We start from the raw sequence: 20646 nt of genomic DNA, 5'->3' as shown, positions 1-20646 counted from the left end.
CGCCAGTGAGTGACTGGGTGAACGAGGATTACTCGCTGAGTAAGAACGTCTTAAATTGCGGCGACATCCACGTCGTAAAACTATCGCCTTCTTTAGTAATCAAATAGACCGCCAATCCCTCTTTCTGAGCGACCTGTTTGGCTTTTTCAGTGCCGAGAACCATCAGGCCAGTATCCCAACCATCAGCTTCCATAGCCGTGGGTGCTATCACGGTTGCGGAGACTAATTTGTGTTGAATCGGTTGCCCGGTTTGCGGATCTATAACATGCGAAAGGCGTTTGCCATCCAGTTCGTAGTAATTACGATAACTACCTGAGGTGCTTATGCCATGACCATTGAGATCAACCACAGCCTGCACGGCATTTTCACGATCGGTGGGTTTCTGAATCGCCACGCGCCAGGCTTTACCGTCAGCATTAGTCCCTCGCGTCACAACGGCCCCGCCAACGGAAACCAGATAGCGGCTGATGCCGTTTTGTTCCATTAAGCGTGCCAGATGATCGGCCGCGTAACCTTCGCCCATTGTTGAAAGATCAACATACAAACCGGGAAGATCTTTTTGTAACCACTGTTTCCCCGCCTGGTTGATCACCGTCAGATGGTGTAAACCGGTCAATGCTTTGGCAGCATCAATTTGCGCCTGGTTGGGGGTTTTGACCGGCTGTTTATCCGGGCCAAATCCCCACAGGTTGACCAGCGGCCCAACGGTAATGTCCATCGCACCGTTAGTTTTCGCACCAATGCGTAGAGCCAGCGTCACGATATCGCTCATTGCTTCATCAACAGCATAAGGCTCAGTCGAGCGGGATTGGTTGAAGCGCGATAATGCAGAGTCTGACTTATAGGTCGACATCAAACGATCGTCGCCGTCTAGTTGTGCCTGAATTTTTTCACGCAGCTCTACCTGCCGTGCATCGTCCACACCAGCAAGGCTTGCACGCCAATACGTGCCCATGGTTTTACCTTCCAGCACCATGCCGCTGTTGCCTTTTGCCGTTGGGTTATCACAACCCGCTAACGCGCCCAAAACTATGGCAAACAGGCCATAGCGTAATAAACGTAAATCCATTGTTTCTCTCTCCTGTTTGAGCGCAAAAGGGTACACCAACTGGCAAACAATGTGGTGAAAAGTGCAGAGTTGTTGAGAGTCCAGACGTAAAAAAGGCGCCCTAAGGCGCCTTTTAGCACTAACACTGCAAAAGCAGGAATTAGAACTGGTAAACCAGACCAACACCTACGATGTCATCAGTGGCGGTACCAGATGCACGAGTGAACTCGTTTTCGTCCAGCAGGTTGATTTTGTAATCAACATAGGTGGACATGTTTTTGTTGAAGTAGTAAGTCGCACCGATATCAACATATTTCAACAGGTCCTGGTCACCGTAGTTGGTGGTACCGTTGTTGATGTTCTTACCTTTAGATTGCAGGTAAGCGATGGATGGACGCAGACCGAAGTCGAACTGGTACTGTGCAACCACTTCGAAGTTTTTAGCTTCATCAGCATAACCGTAAGCTGCGGAATCAGAGTCACCGCCGAAACGAGTTGCGTTGTAAGTCTGGGTGTACTGAGCGGCCAGGTAGATGTTGTTCGCATCATATTTCAGAGCGCCGCTGTAAGTCTCAGCGCGCTCGCCGTGACCATAAATGTCGGCAGTACCAGCGCTTTCACCGTTCTGGTCAGCTGTACGCTTGGAAGAGGACATCGCTGCACCAACACCGAAACCTTCACCCAGATCGTAAGTTACGGACATACCGTAAGCATCACCGTTCTGTTTCAGAACGCTACGGCCACCGAATTCGTCTTCGCCAGAAACGCTGCCGTTTTTACCCTGGTACTGCAGAGCAAAGTTCAGGCCATCAACCAGACCGAAGAAGTCGCTGTTACGGTAAGTTGCAACACCGTTAGCACGGGATTGCAGGAAGTTATCAGAACCGTAGGTGTCACCGCCAAATTCTGGCAGAACGTCGGTCCAGGATGTTACGTCGTAAACGACGCCGTAGTTACGACCATAGTCGAAAGAACCGTAGTCACTAACACGCACACCAGCGAACGCCAGACGAGTCCATGCGTTGTTTTCACTTTCAGTGGTGTTGCCATTAATCTGGTATTCCCACTGGCCGTAACCGGTCAGTTGGTCATTAACCTGAGTTTCACCTTTGAAACCGATACGCATATAGGTCTTGTCGCCGTCATCGCCAGCGTTGTCGGAAAAGTAATGTAAGCCATCTACTTTGCCGTACAGATCTAATTTGTTGCCGTCTTTGTTGTAAATTTCAGCCGCCTGAGCGGTGCCTGCTACCAGCAATGCTGGAATCAGGAGGGACAGTGCTTTAACTTTCATGTTATTAACCCTCTGTTATAGGTGTTATATGCCTTTTTATATGCCACTGCTTACTGATTAATTTACTAATCAGTCGGCTAACCCATTGTGTAAAACAAATACAGATTAATCCAATCCGAATATGATACTAAAACCCTATAGATGTTTCATTTATCCACATAGGTGTTGCAAAATGTAAATATGAGGGAACTTTTTTTCGCACAAAAAGACAATGATATAAGCACTAATTATCAAAAAAAATAAAATACACATAAAAAATCAACAACATAAACAACAAACACGTTCTTAGCACTGAATGTTAAAACATAGCGATGATTTATATATAAAATACATCCCGCTATCATCATTAACTTTATTTATTACCGTCATTCAGCTTTGAATGTCTGTTTAATACCTATTTTGGACCGGGTGCTTGCATCCGGTTTTTTTTACGCTTCTTTACGTAACTTTAATCATTCTGTGCTACTCCCTTCAAAAAGTAACAACTATTAATAAATCATTCATTTTTTGACCTAAAATCATACAAGCGAAGCGGGAATATTCTTCTAAAAATAATCCCGACAAACAATCGTTTCAGAAAAAATAGTTGTACCCCCTAAATTATTTTGTACAAAAATAGCCCACCTTGTTGCTTAAAATATCCACCTTTTAATGTCGTTATTTTGGCGAATTATCAACAACCTGGAAATGCGGCGATTTCGAATTATACTCGTTGAGTTTTGACAGACAGACGATGACGCCAACGCTGGTTGCAGGTATTCTTACCCAGGGCGCGTTGGTTATCTTACTAACAGCTTTTAACGCCTGCCTGCTAGCCTTGCAGAGCAGAGGATATTTTTAAGTGGCGAATGCTCGCCGGGTTGCGCGCTAACAATGAGTCAGTCAGACAGTATGATCCCTAATAAATTTTCGCTTATCCCCGGCAATATCACGCGCTTCTTTCTGCTATTGATTGTCGTGCTGCTGGTCACCATGGGTGTCATGGTGCAAAGCGCCGTCAACACCTGGCTGAAAGATAAGAGCTATCAGATTGTCGATATCACCCATGCGCTACATAAAAGGGTTGATGTTTACCGTTACGCGACCTGGCAAATTTACGACAACATTGCGGTCTCCACTTCCCCTGCCAGTGACGGTCTGCAAGAAACCCGCCTGCGCCAGGATGTTTACTATTTAGATAAGCCGCGCAGTAAAACTGAAGCCCTGATTTTTGGCTCTCACGACAGTACAACACTGGATACGACACAACGTATCTCGACTTACCTCGATACGTTATGGGGTGCCGAAACCAGCCCCTGGTCGATGTACTATTTAAACGGCCAGGACAACAGCATGATTCTGGTCTCAACCTTGCCACTAAAAGACCTCTCCACAGGCCTCAAAGACAGTGGCGTCAGTTCCATTGTTGATTCCCGCCGCGCTGAAATGCTCCAGCAGGCAAACGCCCTGGACGAACGCGAAAGCTTTTCTCTGCTGCGTACTTTGGCCTGGCAAAACGGACACTACTTTACGCTGCGTACTACCTTTAATCAGCCGGGCCATTTGGCCACTGTCGTGGCATTTGATTTACCGATTAATGATTTGATTCCGCCGACCTTGCCGTTGGATAACTTCCGTCTGGAAAATAACGATGCGCAGAAGCCGATTAACAGCGCACAGAAAGATGGCCCGGATAGCGTCACCATTAATTTTAATGGTGCCAAAATTGACATAGCCTCCCCTCTCGCCACCACTAATCTGCGCCTGGTTTGGCAAGTATCGCTCGGCACTTTGCTGATGGACACTTTGCAAAATATTTTATTCCCGCTGCTGCTCAATATTGGTCTGCTGGCGCTGGCGCTGTTCGGTTTCACTACCTTCCGCCAACATACGGCGCGCCCTGCCGAAGTTCAAAGTGGCAATGCCGAATTACAAACTTTGCGTGCATTAAATGAAGAGATTGTTGCGCAGTTGCCGCTTGGCCTGTTGGTGCATGACCTGGACTCAAACCGCACCGTTATCAGCAATAAAATTGCCGACCACCTGCTGCCGCATCTGAATCTGCAAAATATTATTGCGATGGCCGATCAGCATCAGGGCGTGATTCAGGCAACCATCAATAATGAACTGTATGAAATACGCCAGTTCCGCAGCCAGATTGCCCCACGCACGCAAATCTTTGTGATTCGCGATCAGGATCGTGAAATCCTCGTCAATAAAAAGCTTAAACAAGCTCAACGTCTGTATGAGAAAAATCAGCAGGGACGGATAACGTTCATGCAGCATATTGGCGAAGCGCTACAGCAACCGGTGAAGAATATCGCCGAGCAAGTGAGTGTACTAAATGCGCCAGAAGCAGGTGGTATCGCCAATGAAGCGCAAATTATTGTGCGTCTGGTCGATGAGATTCAGCTGCTTAATACGCTGGAGTCTGACGCCTGGAAAACCCATGCGACACAATTCGCCATTCAGCCATTGATTGATGAAGTCGCGTTGGAAATGCTGCCGATTATCAAACGCAAAGGCCTGCAGTTGCTTATCAACAACCAGTTAGCTGCAGATGAAGAGCGCCACGGTGACCGGGAAGCACTGCGCAAAGTGCTACTCCTGTTGCTGCACTATTCTGTCACCACGACGCAGATTGGCAAAATTACTCTCGATATCACGCAAGAAGAGTCCGGCACTGACCGTTTGTTATTCCGTATTCTGGATACCGGCGAAGGGATTAGCAGCGGTGAAGTCGACAATCTCCACTTCCCGTTCCTGAACGAAACCAGTGAAGATCGTTACGGGCGCGCGAATGGGTTAACCTTCTATTTGTGCGATCAACTGTCACGCAAATTGGGCGGGCATTTGAATATCAAAACCCGCGAAGAGATTGGTACCCGCTACAATCTGCATATAAAGATGACCGCAGAACCGCAGCATGAAGAGCAAGAAGAGAAATTGCTTGATGATGTGGTGGCGATGATCGATATCACCTCAAATGAAGTACGGAATATCGTCACGCGTCTGCTGGAAAACTGGGGTGCACAATGCGTCACCCCAGATGAAAGACTAGCAAGTCAAGAGTTTGATATATTCCTGACAGATAATCCGTCTAATCTTACATCTTCGGGTTTGCTTTTAAGCGATGATGAGAACGGAATGCGTAAACTCGGCCCAGGTCAGTTCCGGGTTAATTTTAATATCAGCAATGCGATGCAGGATGCAGTGCTACAACTGATAGAAGAACAACTGGCGCAGGAAGGCATTTCTGAGTCACCGTTAGGCGGCGATGAAAATGCGCAGCTTCACGCCAGCGGTTATTACGCGCTGTTTGTTGACACAGTACCGGAAGATGTTAGGAGATTGTATACTGAATCTGCAGCGCACGATTTTGTGGCGTTAGCGCAGACAGCTCACCGCTTGAAAGGGGTGTTTGCAATGCTCAACCTGGTACACGGCAAACAGTTATGTGAAACGTTAGAGCATCACATTCGTGAAAGTGATGCTGCCAACATACAAAAATACACCAGCGATATTGACGCTTACGTCAAGAGTTTGCTGTAGCAAGGTAGCCTATTACATGAACAGTATGAACGTAATTATTGCCGACGACCATCCGATTGTCCTGTTCGGCATTCGTAAATCTCTCGAGCAGATCGAGTGGGTGAATGTTGTCGGTGAGTTTGAAGATTCCACAGCGCTTATCAATAACCTGCCAAAACTTGATGCCCATGTTTTGATAACCGATCTCTCAATGCCTGGCGACAAATACGGCGACGGCATTACGCTTATCAAATACATCAAGCGTCACTTCCCTCATCTGTCGATCATCGTGTTGACGATGAATAACAACCCTGCCATTTTGAGTGCAGTGTTAGAACTTGATATCGAAGGGATTGTACTCAAGCAAGGCGCGCCAACTGACTTACCAAAAGCGCTGGCCGCATTGCAGAAAGGCAAAAAATTCACCCCAGAGAGCGTTTCTCGCCTGCTGGAAAAAATCAGCGCTGGCGGTTACGGCGACAAACGTTTGTCTCCGAAAGAGAGCGAAGTGCTGCGCCTGTTCGCTGAAGGTTTCCTGGTCACCGAAATTGCCCGCAAACTGAACCGCAGCATTAAAACCATCAGTAGCCAGAAAAAATCAGCCATGATGAAACTGGGCGTAGAAAACGATATCGCCCTGCTGAATTATCTTTCTTCCGTTAGCCTGTCTCCGGCCGACAAAGAATAAATCAATGTCGGATGACGCTGCGCTTATCCGACCTACAAGAAAGCATTTGTAAGGTGGATTAGCGTAAGCGACATCCACCATTTTTTTATCTGCCGCTACGCACGCGTGCCGCATAAAGATCGACTGTCTGTTTAAGAATATCCAGCGTCACCGGTTTTGACAGGCAACTATCCATTCCCGACTCCAGACAACGTTGTCTTTCTTCAGCCAACGCATTGGCTGTCACGCCCACGACTGGCAGTGTCAAACCTAGCTGACGAATGCGTTGCGTCAGACGATAACCATCCATATTCGGCATGTTGACGTCGCTGAGCACAATATCAATGTGATTTTTACTCAACACATTCAATGCATCGACGCCGTCATTCGCTGTTTTACACTGATAGCCCAATGATCCCAACTGATCTGCCAGCAAGCGCCGGTTGATTGGATGATCGTCGACGACGAGTATCATCATGTCATCGTTGTGTTCATTGCTACCCGATGGCGCAGGTGATTCAGAATCAACGCCTGGCTGGTTAACCGTCACGCTGTAAATGCGCCCCAGTAACAACAGTAAATCATGAGGAGCAGCCAGGCTGTGCAGCCAACAACCAGGGGAGATTTCAATCGGGATACCGATATGACGACGACAGAAAATAATCGCTGCGCGCCCTTCCCAGACTTTTTCCAGTTCATCATCGGTGATTAAAATATCATCGTTATCAGGTATCTGGCCCTGATACTGCAAAACTTCAAAGTGGTTTCTTGCCAGTATCGACTCGAGGAGTTTACTCAGCGAAGCATTCCGAACCGCCAGCCAACAACGCTTATTCAGTAAACCTTCAACCTGTGCTGGCTCGGCGTAATTTGCACTGTATAAAGGAATGCGAATCGTAAACTGGCTACCCATTCCCACTTCGGTATCAACCGAAATATCGCCATCCATCATACTGATAAGCTTTTCACAGATAGCCAGACCGAGACCGGTGCCCTGGAAATTGTGCTGCACGCCGGTACCAGCCTGGAAGAACGGATCAAATAACCGCGTGACTTCTTTTGCGGGAATCCCCACGCCGGTATCGCGCACACGCAAAGAAAGATAATCCCCCGCTACGCTGACATGCAGGACAATACAGCCAACATCCGTGAATTTGATCGCGTTACTGAGCAAGTTGGAAATCACTTGCTGCAAGCGCATCGGGTCGCCTTGCAGCGTCAGTGGCACGTCGGGTTCGATAAAACAGTACAAGCCGAGTTGTTTACGCACCACCAGCGGTAAATAGTTGGCGGTGATGTGACTCATCACTTCACGTGGTGAGAACTCTCGCGGCTCAATTTTCAACTGCTCGGATTCAATTTTTGAGAAGTCGAGAATATCGCTGATGATTTTCAGCAACAGACTGGAAGAGTTGTTCATCGCCGTCACCAGGCGATCCACCCCTTTCGGCAACTCTTTGGTTTGCAATAAATCCAGGTTGCCGATGATGCCGTAAAGCGGTGTGCGCAGTTCATGACTGACCGTGGCAAGGAACATGGATTTTGACTGGCTCGCCTGCTCGGAGGCTTGTGCCATTTCCTGGAGCGACTCTTCCATTTTGACGCGCGCGCTGACATCCACCAGCACGCAAATCGCCACGTTTTCGTTGCGGTAACGAGAATGTACGAAGCTAATCTGCAAGTTGGTATGGCTGCTGGTCAGCACATCGACAAAGTTAACCTGCTGGCCACAGATGATTTGCGTCAGCCGTTGCCGGTCTTCATGCGTCAACATGTTGAGATAGTTGTGCGCCAGCTCGTTACTCAGAATATTTGTTCCGTCCTGAGTACGCAGAATACAGATGCCGACCGGTGCTGAAGCGACAATTTTACGGTTGAACTGCTCGTGTTCTTCCAGGCGCTGGGCGTCATTTTCTGCCGGGATAAATATCCGCTTTTCGTACATCCTCGCCAGGGTAAACAGCACTGCGCCCACCAGAATATTGAGCAGTACAGCGTTGAGGATCAGCATGCGGATGCGTTCCAGAACCATATCCACCGGTACTGAATACACCACGCTCATTGATGAAGGCGGTAAATTTTTCTTGAGAATGAATTGCTTAAAGCCCGAGGTATAACCAAACCACGAGCGCTCCTGAAGCCATTTTTCTTCAGGCTGAATACGCGTTTCGGGGCCAGTAAGGGAGATCAGCGGACGGCTATTTTCATCCAGAATCGTCACACCAATCGGCATAGAACCCGGCGACAGGAAGTTTTCCATGCGGATGGTTTGCTCAACACCCAGCAGAGCTTGCAGGCGGTTAGCCAAATAAACAGGTGTCAGTGTATAGAAGTAACCGACTCCAGGGCGCGCGCCAGGGCCAATCCAGTAAATGCTATTGCTGTGCTCATCCTGCGGGGCGCTGCGATATTTCATGATGCGTTCATGCAGATTTTTCAGCGCTTTTTCGCGCTCGAGCGGCATTTCACGCAGGCCGAAATCCGCCATACACAGGTTATCGCCACCAATCAAAAAGACGCGATTGAGATCGTAGGCGGCAGAGAAATTGTCACGCCAGTAACGTAAAAACCACGCCAGAGATTGCAGCGAAGTACGCCAGGAAGCACTGACGGCTGAACAGTCAGAATCCGGGAATAACGGCATGAAATTGGGCGGATCGATTTTGTTGTCATCATTTTCCATGGCAGGCAACACGCCATTGGTCGCAGAAAGCCGATTTTCCGCAATGTACTTAAGCTCTTTCACCACATCAGACGTACGTTGTATGTAACGCTGCGCCTGGTCAAAGCTGATATTAAATTCCTGACGAATTTCCGACTCTTTTTCATGCAGTGCATTTACGATGTAGAACACGGAAAAGAGTGCAATCAACAGCCAAAGCAATAAAGCCAGTGCCCGAAACAGGTAGCGGGAGACTTTTAGTGTGGTGCGAAAAGAGACAAGATATTTCAAATTGAGCCTGGTCGTGGAAATTGCAAAACTTTGGATGCCGTTAAGGTAGCCGCAAAAATGGCAGCCCGCAACGGCAAACCGGTAAGGTTTATCGCGATAAAACTAGAACTTTTCGATAACCTTAAAATGCATCAGTACTAACGTCATATCTGGTGAGAACAGATCGTACTCTTCAAAAAAGCGTTTATGCTCGTTGCGCCAGTATGCCAGCGTCCGGTCACCTTCACCTTCTGCCAGAGCATGGGCTTCGTTTACCTGTTCAAAAGTGGTCATCTCTGTGGTGGTCAGTTCAATCGCACAAACCGGCTTATTTTTGCCATCCACCACCACAAAAACATCGCCAACCTGAGCAATACCTTCACCATCGAGGTTAGCGCAGGTCGCCGTTTTCACGCCATCGAGCACTAATTTAACTAGTTCATCAGCCTGTTTTTCTGTATCACCAAACGCCCAGCGTTCTACATCTTCATACTTCTCAGGAATTGCCATTGTTTTACCTTTATGAGTTAAACCAAGCCTAACTTGATATTAAAATAAAAAACGCCCGATGCAATAAATGCACCGGGCGTTATGAGCTATTTCAAACAACAAAATTCAGATTATTCGTCTGCTTCATCGTCCGCTTCATCGGAAGCGTTGTCATCTACGTCTGCTTCTGGTGCGATTTCATCATCACCTTCAGCAACGGTGCCATCAATAGCATCCAGTTCTTCTTCATCAACCGGTTCTGCAACACGTTGCAGGCCCACCACGTTTTCATCATCCGCAGTACGAATAAGGATAACGCCCTGGGTGTTACGGCCAACGACACTCACTTCGGAAACGCGAGTACGAACCAGAGTACCGGCATCGGTAATCATCATGATCTGGTCGGTATCTTCAACTTGAACCGCGCCAACGACGCTGCCGTTACGCTCGGTTACTTTGATGGAGATAACGCCCTGAGTTGCACGAGACTTAGTCGGATACTCATCAGCCGCAGTACGTTTACCATAACCATTCTGCGTCACGGTCAGGATAGAACCTTCACCGCGTGGAATGATCAGGGAAACGACTTTGTCTTCACCCGCCAGTTTGATACCGCGAACACCTGTTGCAGTACGGCCCATGGTACGAACGGCGTCTTCTTTGAAGCGCACCACTTTACCCGCAGCCGAGAACAACATGGCTTCGTTGCTACCGTCGGTCAAATCAACGCCAATCAGTTCGTCACCTTCGTTCAGGTTAACGGCGATGATGCCCGCTGAACGTGGGCGGCTGAAATCGGTCAACGCCGTTTTCTTCACGGTACCGCTGGCGGTAGCCATGAATACGTTAACACCTTCGGCATATTCACGAACCGGCAGGATCGCGGTAATACGTTCGTTCGCTTCCAGTGGCAGCAAGTTAACAATTGGACGGCCACGCGCACCACGGCTCGCTTCCGGCAATTGATAAACCTTCATCCAGTACAGACGGCCACGGCTGGAGAACAGCAGAATGGTGTCATGAGTATTGGCAACCAACAGACGGTCGATGAAATCTTCTTCTTTAATACGTGCTGCGGATTTACCTTTACCACCACGACGTTGTGCTTCGTAGTCGGTCAGCGGCTGATATTTCACATAGCCCTGATGCGAGAGCGTCACAACCACATCTTCGCGGTTGATCAGATCTTCAATGTTGATATCAGAGGTATTCGCGGTGATCTCAGTGCGGCGTTTGTCGCCGAACTGATCGCGCATCGCAACCAGCTCTTCGGTGATCACTTCCATCAGACGTTCAGCGCTGCCCAAAATGTGCAGCAATTCAGCGATCTGCTCCAGCAGCTCTTTGTATTCGTCGAGCAGTTTTTCGTGCTCAAGGCCAGTCAGTTTCTGCAAACGCAGATCCAGAATTGCCTGTGCTTGTTGCTCGGTCAGGAAATATTGACCGTCGCGAATACCGAACTCTGGCTCCAGCCACTCAGGACGCGCAGCGTCATCACCCGCACGTTCCAGCATGGCAGAAACGTTGCCCAGATCCCATGAACGGGCAATCAGGCCAGCTTTTGCTTCTGCGGCATTTGGTGAGTGACGAATCAGTTCGATGATTGGGTCGATGTTCGCCAGGGCGATCGCCAGACCTTCAAGGATGTGTGCACGGTCACGGGCTTTACGCAGTTCGAAAATAGTACGACGCGTAACCACTTCACGACGGTGACGCACGAACGCAGAAAGAATGTCTTTCAGGTTCATGATCTTCGGTTGGCCCTGATGCAGAGCAACCATGTTGATACCGAAGGAAGTCTGAAGCTGAGTCTGAGAATAAAGATTATTCAGGACAACTTCGCCCACTGCATCGCGTTTAATTTCGATAACAATGCGCATGCCGTCTTTATCGGACTCGTCACGCAGAGCGCTAATGCCCTCAACGCGTTTGTCTTTCACCAGCTCAGCGATTTTCTCAATCAGGCGTGCTTTGTTAACCTGGTATGGAATTTCGTGAACGATGATAGTTTCGCGGCCTGTTTTGGCATCAGCTTCTACTTCTGCGCGCGCGCGGATGTAAATTTTGCCACGGCCAGTACGGTACGCTTCTTCAATGCCACGACGGCCATTGATGATTGCCGCTGTCGGGAAGTCAGGACCTGGGATGTGTTCCATTAGCCCTTCAACGGTGATGTCCTCGTCTTCAATAAATGCGAGGCAGCCGTTGATCACTTCTGTGATGTTATGAGGCGGGATGTTAGTTGCCATACCGACTGCGATACCGGACGAACCGTTCACCAGCAGGTTAGGTATTTTGGTTGGCATTACATCGGGAATACGCTCGGTTCCGTCGTAGTTATCGACGAAATCTACTGTGTCTTTTTCGAGATCGGCCATCAGTTCGTGAGCGATTTTCGACATACGGATTTCCGTATAACGCATCGCCGCGGCGGAGTCACCGTCCACAGAACCAAAGTTACCCTGGCCATCTACCAACATGTAACGCAATGAGAATGGCTGCGCCATACGCACGATAGTGTCATAGACAGCGGTATCACCGTGAGGGTGATATTTACCGATTACGTCACCAACAACACGGGCGGATTTTTTGTACGCTTTATTCCAGTCATTGCCCAATACGTTCATGGCGTAAAGTACGCGACGGTGTACCGGCTTGAGTCCATCGCGGACATCTGGCAGTGCGCGGCCGACAATAACCGACATCGCGTAATCCAGATATGAGCTCTTAAGCTCTTCCTCAATGTTGACCGGTGTAATTTCTCTGGCAAGGTCGCTCATGTATCCGCTATCCCTCTACTGTGTCCCGGATTCAAAGGTCGCAAATTATAACACAATCGCCCGACAGTGGGGAAACCAGAACACATTCGCCAGCAGAGAATTGACTGATATACTCCCGCCACGAAATGAGTAAGGAGTAACTAGCCCCATGAATGCCGAAAACCAACCGGTAATCCACAACGTTGACCATGATGAAATCGCCAAATTCGAAGCCGTTGCCTCACGCTGGTGGGACTTAGAAGGCGAATTTAAGCCGCTGCACCGTATTAACCCGCTGCGTTTGGGTTATATCAACCAACGTGCGGATGGGTTATTTGGTAAAACGGTGCTTGATGTCGGCTGCGGCGGCGGGATTCTGGCTGAAAGCATGGCGCGCGAAGGCGCTAATGTAACCGGGCTGGATATGGGTTTTGAGCCGTTACAAGTCGCGAAACTTCACGCGCTGGAAAGTGGCATTCAGGTCGATTACGTGCAAGAAACCGTGGAACAGCACGCGGATAAATTTGCCGGAAAGTATGACGTCGTCACTTGTATGGAAATGCTCGAGCACGTGCCGGACCCGCAATCAGTGGTTCACGCCTGTGCAAAACTGGTGAAACCTGGCGGTCACGTCTTTTTCTCCACGCTTAACCGTAACGGTAAATCCTGGCTGATGGCCGTGGTTGGCGCGGAATACATCCTGCGCATGGTGCCAAAAGGCACACATGACATTAAGAAGTTCATCAAACCGGCAGAATTACTCTCCTGGGTTGATGAGACGCCACTGCGCGAGCGCCACATGACAGGCCTGCATTTCAACCCGCTGACCAACGTGTTCAAACTGGCACCGGGCGTTGACGTTAACTATATGCTGCATACCGTTTGTGCTGACTAATACTCAATGTCAGACTTTTCCCTGGTCGGATAAGCGCAGCGTCAGCCGACACTTTTATCGGTAACAACAGGCGAAAATGGTGGATGACGCTAACGCTTATCCACCCTACGGCACTGTTTTCGCAGAATAATCGCATGTTTACCACGTCAGGCTAAAGCCGACACTTCCCGCCATCTGTTGATAACCCTCTGAGCCTTTTTGGCCGGTAAATTTCCCCCACAGGCTGGCGTTTTTACTTAACTTGCTGGTCACGCCCACGCTGACTTCACCCACGTTTTTTGCCGTGTTATCGCTAAAATTGACGCCATCAATACTCATAGTGGTGTTTTCGCTATTGTGCAGATAGTTCAGGTCAACGAACGGTGAGATCTCATAAGTTTTGCCAAACGTTAGCTGGTTATGCAAACCCAGTCGGCTCTGAATATTGTGTGGCGATTGCTGTTCGACCCGCGAGTGATTGGCGGCAGTAAAGGCGTCTTGTTGAACGCCCTGATAAACCAGTTGCGCCTGCGGTTCAATCTCCCAACGCAGCGCGTCGGTGTTGATTGCCTGCCAGTTGTAACCAGCTTCTACCGATGCCAGTAAACCTGACGAACGGTAGTTATCGTCACCGCTGTCTTTTTCGCTCACGTGGTTATCGAACCACACATATTGCGCCCAACTGTCGATCCAGGCTCCGCCGTTGCCCGCACCGTGTTGATACCAGGTTGAAGTCAGCCCCACGCTGTAGCCCTGGCTGTCGTTATCGGCTTTGCGTCCGGTCACGCTTGAATGGCTATCGCCGCTGTTATTGCTGTAACCCGCCACCGCCCCCAGTAACCACTCACTATCATTTCCGTATGCCAAATCCGCCAGCGTACCGCTGAGTTGCACCACGTTCTGGTCTTGGCTTTGATCAAGCTGATCGGCAAACGTTGAGGTGGTACGGTTGCTCAGTAAACGTAGGTGTAACTTCTGTTGATCTTGCCCGCCCGCATGGTCGCTCAGCCGCATAACAAAAGCATCGTTGGCGCTATGAATATTATTAAAGTAGCCGCCTGTTTTCGGATTAAGTACCGGCTGTGAAGCAGGCTGCGGGGCTGGCGCAGGCTCTGGTGTCGGAACAGGGTCTGGTGTCGGAACAGGGTCTGGTGTTGGTTCCGGCGCAGGTTCTGGCGCTGGTGTTGGTTCCGGTGCTGGAGTGGGATCTGGGGTCGGTTCAGGATCTGGAGTCGGCTCTGGCTCCGGTGTCGGTTCTGGCTTGAGCACCTCAGAGCGCAAATACCAATCCTGGTCGTCCTTCACCAGCGTGTAGTCATACGCCCCCATATTTAAATAGCCATCGCCTGCCATAGTAAATTGGGCATCATTGGAAAACTGTGCCGAATCTGCGGTGAAATCCACTACTTTAATCCCGGCCTGGGTTGGCTGGCCGATACCGGTTATCGGGTTAAACTGCACTGTCGTCGTGCCAGAAGTATTGCCATTTAGCAGCAGCTCATCAGTTGCCGAGTCATCACCGTCAAACTCGGTGTCCATCACTAGCGTGCCACCGCCGGTGTAATCGCCGTTCACCGTGAAAGTGTCACCCGCATAACCATTCGCCATGCTGATGGTTCCGCTGCTGTTGGTGACGTCGCCGTTCACCGTTACGCCAGCCAGATTCGTTTCGCTGTCGGTAGTCAGATTGGTGTCCAACGTGCCGGTCAGCGTTAATCCTGCCGTCTCATTCACCAACGTACCGTCACCGCTGAACAGCGAAGCATCCAGCGCTTGCTGAGTATCCTGGTTAGTGAGCGTTAACGACGTCTGGTCGCTAATCACAATATCGCCCTGCGACGAGGCATCTATTGACTGAATGTGTTGGTCCGCACCGGTTTCGAAAGTGCCTTCACTACCAATCCATAAAGAAGAAGCATACGGGAAGATATCCACCGCGCCGCCTTTCAGCGTACCTTGCTCGACGCGCACCGCTGAATGGGTTGTGCCGCTGGCAGTGAGTTCCAGCGTGCCGCCGCCAGTTTTGCTGAAGGTACTGTTGAGGTCCCCCGCGTTGCCCGTGGAGTCTTCCATCAACGCGCCCCACTGAGTGGTCACGCCGTCATCAACGCTCAAGTCCCCATCGGCACGCATTTCTAAATCACGCGCATGGCCGCTTTCATCGGTCCAGGTATTCACATCATCGGTCACATTCAGCACGCTGGCCTGTGATGGATCGGTGAAAATAACCGCGCGGTTGTAGGTGGTGTCGCCGAGTTGAGAATTGTTACTAAGCTGCAAGGTTCCGGAGGCAATCTGCGTATCCCCCAGATAGTGGTTATCGTCGGCAAGCGAGACGCTTCCGCTACCCGCATCCACCACCACATACACACCGTTCTGGTCGGCTGCCGTAGGGGAATCGCCACCAATTTGCATATCGGTGCCGCCCGTCAAATGCGCCACATCGTCGTTACCAATTACCGTGCCGCCCGCGCCGGAGATATTCAGCGCAGGGTCGCTCGTTGCGCCCGGAGCCATCGCCATATCTGACAAATCCAGCACGCCGTCGTTAAGCACGATGGACTGCGGGTCAGCTTCCAGCGCCTGCAAATCATCCACATCACCGGATAAACTCAGCAACGCGTTATCTTCAACAATAATGTCACCGCTTAACGCCATTGAGTCGGCACCGCTCAGGCTGTAGCTTCCATTGGCAGCCACGGTAAAATCGCCCGCGCCTTGAATGGTGCCGTCAAAACTTCCGCTATTCACCGTAACATTACCGCCCGCATCAATATTCAGCGTGCCGTTGGTATAACCGGTCAGCGAGTTAACGAATGTCTGCTGTGTACTGCCCACATTCAGCAGCGCCGCGTTACCCGGCATATCTTCTTTGCCCACAAACAGGCCATAGCAGTTTTGCGGATCGTTCTGACATTGGGTTTCGCCGACGTTCATCAGCGAGTTATCGCGCCCGATAGTCAGCGTGCCATCCGCCACGTTCATCTCACCGGTAAAGCTATTGTTATCAGCATTAAGCACCACTTCCCCGTCGCCATTTTTGATAATTTCGCCGGTACCGGCCATGGAGTCCATTGCGCCAGGATTGTCCAGATCGCCAGGATTGTCCAGATCGCCAATCACCAGCTTTTTATCTGCGGCGACGTCAAACGTTACCAGACTGTGGCCGATATACATGAAGCCCCCTGCGGCGGAAGACGCTGAATCTCCGTAACCCATAGCCTGATTGCCTTCATAGAGCATCACGCCATTGTTTGCTGTGTAGTTCGCATCAATATCAATGTTCAAAAGATACGGAGCACTTTCGCTGGAGGTATAGATTGCTCCGCCATATCCGTCTGCGGTGTTATCAGTAAACTCAACATCATGGAGTGTTGTCGCCCCCGCAAAGGTATCGCTTTGCACACTACTGGTAATATCCAGCGCACCGCCGTCACCATCACTGCTTGAGGAAGTCAGAGCTTGATTGCCCTCAAAGAGGCTATCAGAAATTAACACATTGGAATTTAGAGCATAAATAGCGCCACCGCGTCCATTACTGGCAATGTTATTGAAGAATAGAGTGTCATCTAAAACCAAATCGAACTGCAGAGGATCATTTTTACCATTAATATAAATAGCACCACCGTAATTTCCCGCAGTGTTATTAGTGAACTGTGAATTACTTATATTAATAGTAGAGTTTTCTTTTGCGAATATTGCCCCACCATTGTTATTCCCGGTGACGTAATTACCATCAAAAATAGTCATGCCGGTGCTGGTTTCAGCTTGAATGGTTAACGATGCACCACCTGAAAGAAAAATTGCACCACCACTAGCAGGATCCGTTAAGTTTTTAAAAGAGAGTATCGCATCATCGGCCACAGTGAATGCGTCACTATTTCCATCAACAACTTGTCGCCCTGCATCACAAGACTCCGTTATAACCTCGGTTCCACAGGATACTTCGCCAGCAAATGCGCCAGAACTAAATATAAGAGAAAGTACGACAAAGAATTTATTAAGTCTGAATTTCATGAAACCACCAGAAAGTAAAATGATGCCCTCACTTCCTGTTGAGAGTATAAGCAATATGACTATTGAGAAATCATACTGCATCATTGCAAGAAACAATCTGGCCAAATGTAATTAGAATTATTTCGTACTTATCCCTTCTAAATAAAAACCCCCTCAGTTATTTATAATAATTTAAATTATCATTTAGACATGCTTAATGCCCGGTCCCTTCAAAACTATTGACAACATGAATATATCTACATCTGAGGCTCAGATTTTTCACATCATCAAAACACTGTTCATCATTTAAGCGATAGCTGACACCATAACGTTACGATCGAAACCATTAACATTCGCACACATTTAGTGATGTGATTATTGATAAAAAAACTATCAATGCGCACCACTGATACGCAAAACGTTCGGTTTTTAATAAGTAAAATCTATGAAAATTGTGCGATATCAAACCAGGTGATTATGGATGACGTTTAAGAAATCAGCGTCCGATCAAAAATATCATTTTTTTTGCATCCCATTGACAATTGTCACAAGCCTTACGTGACGTGGACTTAGCGAAATCTGCCCTGTCACAACCTCAATTCCTCCTCGAAATCAATACTTGTTCTCAAGCGATTAGTTACTAGAATACTCACCATATAGTGATCAAGTAATCCACCACCCCCTACATGTAGTATTTATCCACAAGGTTAGCCACAAGAGGCCAACTGTGGATAAATGGGGCATTTTTCATTTCACGGACAGGTACAAACGCACATGAATCAGAGTCTGCTGGTTACAAAACGTGACGGTCGCACTGAGCGCATCGATCTGGATAAAATCCACCGAGTTCTGGATTGGGCCGCCGAAGGCTTAAATAACGTATCCGTATCACAGGTTGAACTGCGCTCGCACATTCAGTTTTATGACGGCATCAAAACTTCTGACATTCATGAAACCATCATCAAAGCCGCGGCAGATTTAATCTCCCGTGAAGCACCGGATTATCAGTATCTGGCTGCACGCCTGGCCGTTTTCCATCTGCGCAAAAAAGCCTACGGTGAGTTCGAGCCACCTAAGCTGTACAACCATGTCGTCAAAATGGTTGAGATGGGCAAATACGATAGACATCTGCTGGAAGACTACACGGAAGAAGAGTTCAAGCAGATGGACGATTATCTCGACCATGACCGTGATATGAGCTTCTCCTACGCCGCTGTTAAACAGCTCGAAGGCAAGTACCTGGTGCAAAACCGTGTTACCGGTGAAATCTACGAAAGCGCCCAGTTCCTCTATATTCTGGTTGCCGCGTGCCTGTTCTCAGGCTATCCGCGTGAAACTCGTCTGAGCTACGTGAAGCGTTTTTACGATGCGGTTTCTACTTTCAAAATTTCTCTGCCTACGCCAATTATGTCTGGCGTGCGTACCCCAACTCGCCAGTTCAGCTCTTGCGTACTGATCGAGTGTGGCGACAGCCTGGACTCCATCAACGCCACTTCCAGCGCAATTGTGAAGTATGTTTCCCAACGTGCTGGTATCGGCATCAACGCCGGTCGTATCCGTGCGCTGGGCAGCCCAATTCGCGGCGGTGAAGCATTCCATACTGGTTGTATTCCGTTCTACAAACACTTCCAGACCGCAGTGAAATCCTGCTCTCAAGGCGGAGTGCGTGGCGGTGCGGCAACGTTGTTCTATCCAATGTGGCATCTGGAAGTAGAAAGCCTGTTGGTACTGAAAAACAACCGTGGTGTTGAAGGTAACCGTGTGCGCCATATGGATTACGGTGTGCAAATCAACAAACTGATGTACACCCGTTTGTTGAAAGGTGAAGACATCACCCTGTTCAGCCCGTCTGACGTTCCAGGCCTGTACGATGCCTTCTTTGCCGATCAGGAAAAGTTTGAGCAGCTGTACACCAAATACGAAAAAGACGACAGCGTTCGCAAGCAACGTGTGAAAGCCGTTGAGCTGTTCTCGCTGATGATGCAGGAACGTGCTTCTACTGGCCGTATCTATATTCAGAACGTTGACCACTGCAACACCCATAGCCCATTTGATCCGGCTATCGCACCGGTTCGCCAGTCTAACCTGTGCCTGGAAATCGCACTGCCGACCAAACCGATGAATGACATCAACGACGAAGACGGTGAAATCGCACTGTGTACGTTGTCTGCATTCAACCTTGGCGCTATCGAAAGCCTGGATGAGCTGGAAGAGCTGGCGATTCTGGCGGTACGTGCTCTGGATGCGCTGCTGGATTACCAGGATTACCCAATCGTTGCCGCGAAACGTGGCGCAATGGGTCGTCGTACTCTGGGTGTCGGCGTGATTAACTTCGCTTACTACCTGGCGAAAAATGGTGTGCGTTACTCTGATGGCAGTGCCAACAACCTGACGCATAAAACCTTCGAAGCGATTCAGTACTATCTGCTGAAAGCTTCGAACGAGCTGGCGAAAGAGCAAGGCCCTTGCCTGTGGTTCAACGAAACTACATACGCAAAAGGCATTCTGCCGATCGACACCTACAAGAAAGATCTGGATGTGATCAGCAACGAGCCGCTGCATCTGGACTGGGAAACCCTGCGTGAGTCGATTAAAACGCACGGCCTGCGTAACTCCACGCTTTCTGCGTTGATGCCGTCTGAAACCTCGTCGCAGATTTCTAACGCCACCAACGGTATCGAGCCACCGCGCGGCCATATCAGCATTAAAGCGTCAAAAGACGGTATCCTGCGCCAGGTTGTGCCGGATTATGAATTGCTGAAAGACAACTATGAGCTGCTGTGGGAACTGCCGAATAACGACGGTTATCTGCAATTGGTTGGTTTAATGCAGAAGTTTATCGACCAGTCGATCTCTGCCAACACCAACTACGACCCAACGCGCTTCCCATCAGGTAAAGTGCCGATGCAGCAGTTGCTCAAAGATTTGCTCACCGCCTATAAATTCGGTGTCAAAACGCTTTACTATCAGAACACCCGCGACGGTGCGGAAGATGCGCAAGACGACCTGGCGCCTTCAATCCAGGACGATGGCTGCGAAAGCGGCGCATGTAAAATCTAATTCGGATTTCCCTTTAT

At 49.2% G+C, this 20646-nt stretch carries 10 protein-coding genes; 4 read left to right on the top strand and 6 right to left on the bottom strand.

Annotated features, from left to right (window positions below; all coding sequences use genetic code 11):
• Positions 1–28: 28 nt before the first annotated feature.
• Positions 29–1069 carry an FAD:protein FMN transferase ApbE gene (gene apbE, locus EC843_RS14230; protein ID WP_064548562.1) on the bottom strand — a complete coding sequence of 347 codons (1041 nt, stop codon included), beginning with the start codon at positions 1067–1069 and terminating at the stop codon, positions 29–31.
• 139 nt (positions 1070–1208) lie between these two features.
• Positions 1209–2342: a porin OmpC gene (locus tag EC843_RS14225; RefSeq protein WP_133522430.1), complete on the bottom strand. Its 1134-nt coding sequence runs from the start codon at positions 2340–2342 to the stop codon at positions 1209–1211.
• Between the two features lie 873 nt (positions 2343–3215).
• On the opposite strand from EC843_RS14225, the gene rcsD reads away from it, so the two are divergent.
• Positions 3216–5873 carry a phosphotransferase RcsD gene (rcsD, locus tag EC843_RS14220; RefSeq protein ID WP_133522429.1) on the top strand — a complete coding sequence of 886 codons (2658 nt, stop codon included), beginning with the start codon at positions 3216–3218 and terminating at the stop codon, positions 5871–5873.
• A 16-nt stretch (positions 5874–5889) separates the two neighbouring features.
• Positions 5890–6540: a response regulator transcription factor RcsB gene (gene rcsB, locus EC843_RS14215; RefSeq protein ID WP_064548567.1), complete on the top strand. Its 651-nt coding sequence runs from the start codon at positions 5890–5892 to the stop codon at positions 6538–6540.
• 85 nt (positions 6541–6625) lie between these two features.
• On the opposite strand, the gene rcsC is transcribed toward rcsB, so the two are convergent.
• The 3 genes from rcsC to gyrA form a co-directional block, all read right to left on the bottom strand.
• Positions 6626–9472 carry a two-component system sensor histidine kinase RcsC gene (gene rcsC / locus EC843_RS14210; protein WP_133522428.1) on the bottom strand — a complete coding sequence of 949 codons (2847 nt, stop codon included), beginning with the start codon at positions 9470–9472 and terminating at the stop codon, positions 6626–6628.
• 102 nt (positions 9473–9574) lie between these two features.
• A complete protein-coding gene (locus EC843_RS14205) occupies positions 9575–9961 on the bottom strand; it encodes an ASCH domain-containing protein (protein ID WP_064548581.1) in 387 nt (128 codons plus the stop codon).
• Between the two features lie 110 nt (positions 9962–10071).
• Positions 10072–12720: a DNA topoisomerase (ATP-hydrolyzing) subunit A gene (gyrA, locus tag EC843_RS14200; protein WP_064548583.1), complete on the bottom strand. Its 2649-nt coding sequence runs from the start codon at positions 12718–12720 to the stop codon at positions 10072–10074.
• Positions 12721–12868: 148 nt separating this feature from the next.
• Here gyrA and ubiG point away from each other — a divergent pair, with 148 nt between their 5' ends.
• The gene (gene ubiG, locus EC843_RS14195; protein WP_121814089.1) at positions 12869–13594 is read left to right on the top strand and encodes a bifunctional 2-polyprenyl-6-hydroxyphenol methylase/3-demethylubiquinol 3-O-methyltransferase UbiG; all 726 of its coding nucleotides are present in this window, start codon (positions 12869–12871) and stop codon (positions 13592–13594) included.
• 138 nt (positions 13595–13732) lie between these two features.
• On the opposite strand, the gene EC843_RS14190 is transcribed toward ubiG, so the two are convergent.
• The gene (locus EC843_RS14190) at positions 13733–17590 is read right to left on the bottom strand and encodes an autotransporter outer membrane beta-barrel domain-containing protein (protein ID WP_133522427.1); all 3858 of its coding nucleotides are present in this window, start codon (positions 17588–17590) and stop codon (positions 13733–13735) included.
• Between the two features lie 753 nt (positions 17591–18343).
• On the opposite strand from EC843_RS14190, the gene nrdA reads away from it, so the two are divergent.
• On the top strand, positions 18344–20629 hold the full coding sequence (nrdA, locus tag EC843_RS14185) for a class 1a ribonucleoside-diphosphate reductase subunit alpha (RefSeq protein ID WP_133522426.1): 2286 nt from the start codon (positions 18344–18346) through the stop codon (positions 20627–20629).
• The last annotated feature ends 17 nt before the right edge of the window (positions 20630–20646 follow it).

It is taken from the genome of Buttiauxella sp. JUb87 (genome assembly GCF_004361975.1).
Taxonomy (GTDB): domain Bacteria; phylum Pseudomonadota; class Gammaproteobacteria; order Enterobacterales; family Enterobacteriaceae; genus Buttiauxella; species Buttiauxella ferragutiae.
This window is presented reverse-complemented; position numbering and strand designations above follow the sequence as displayed.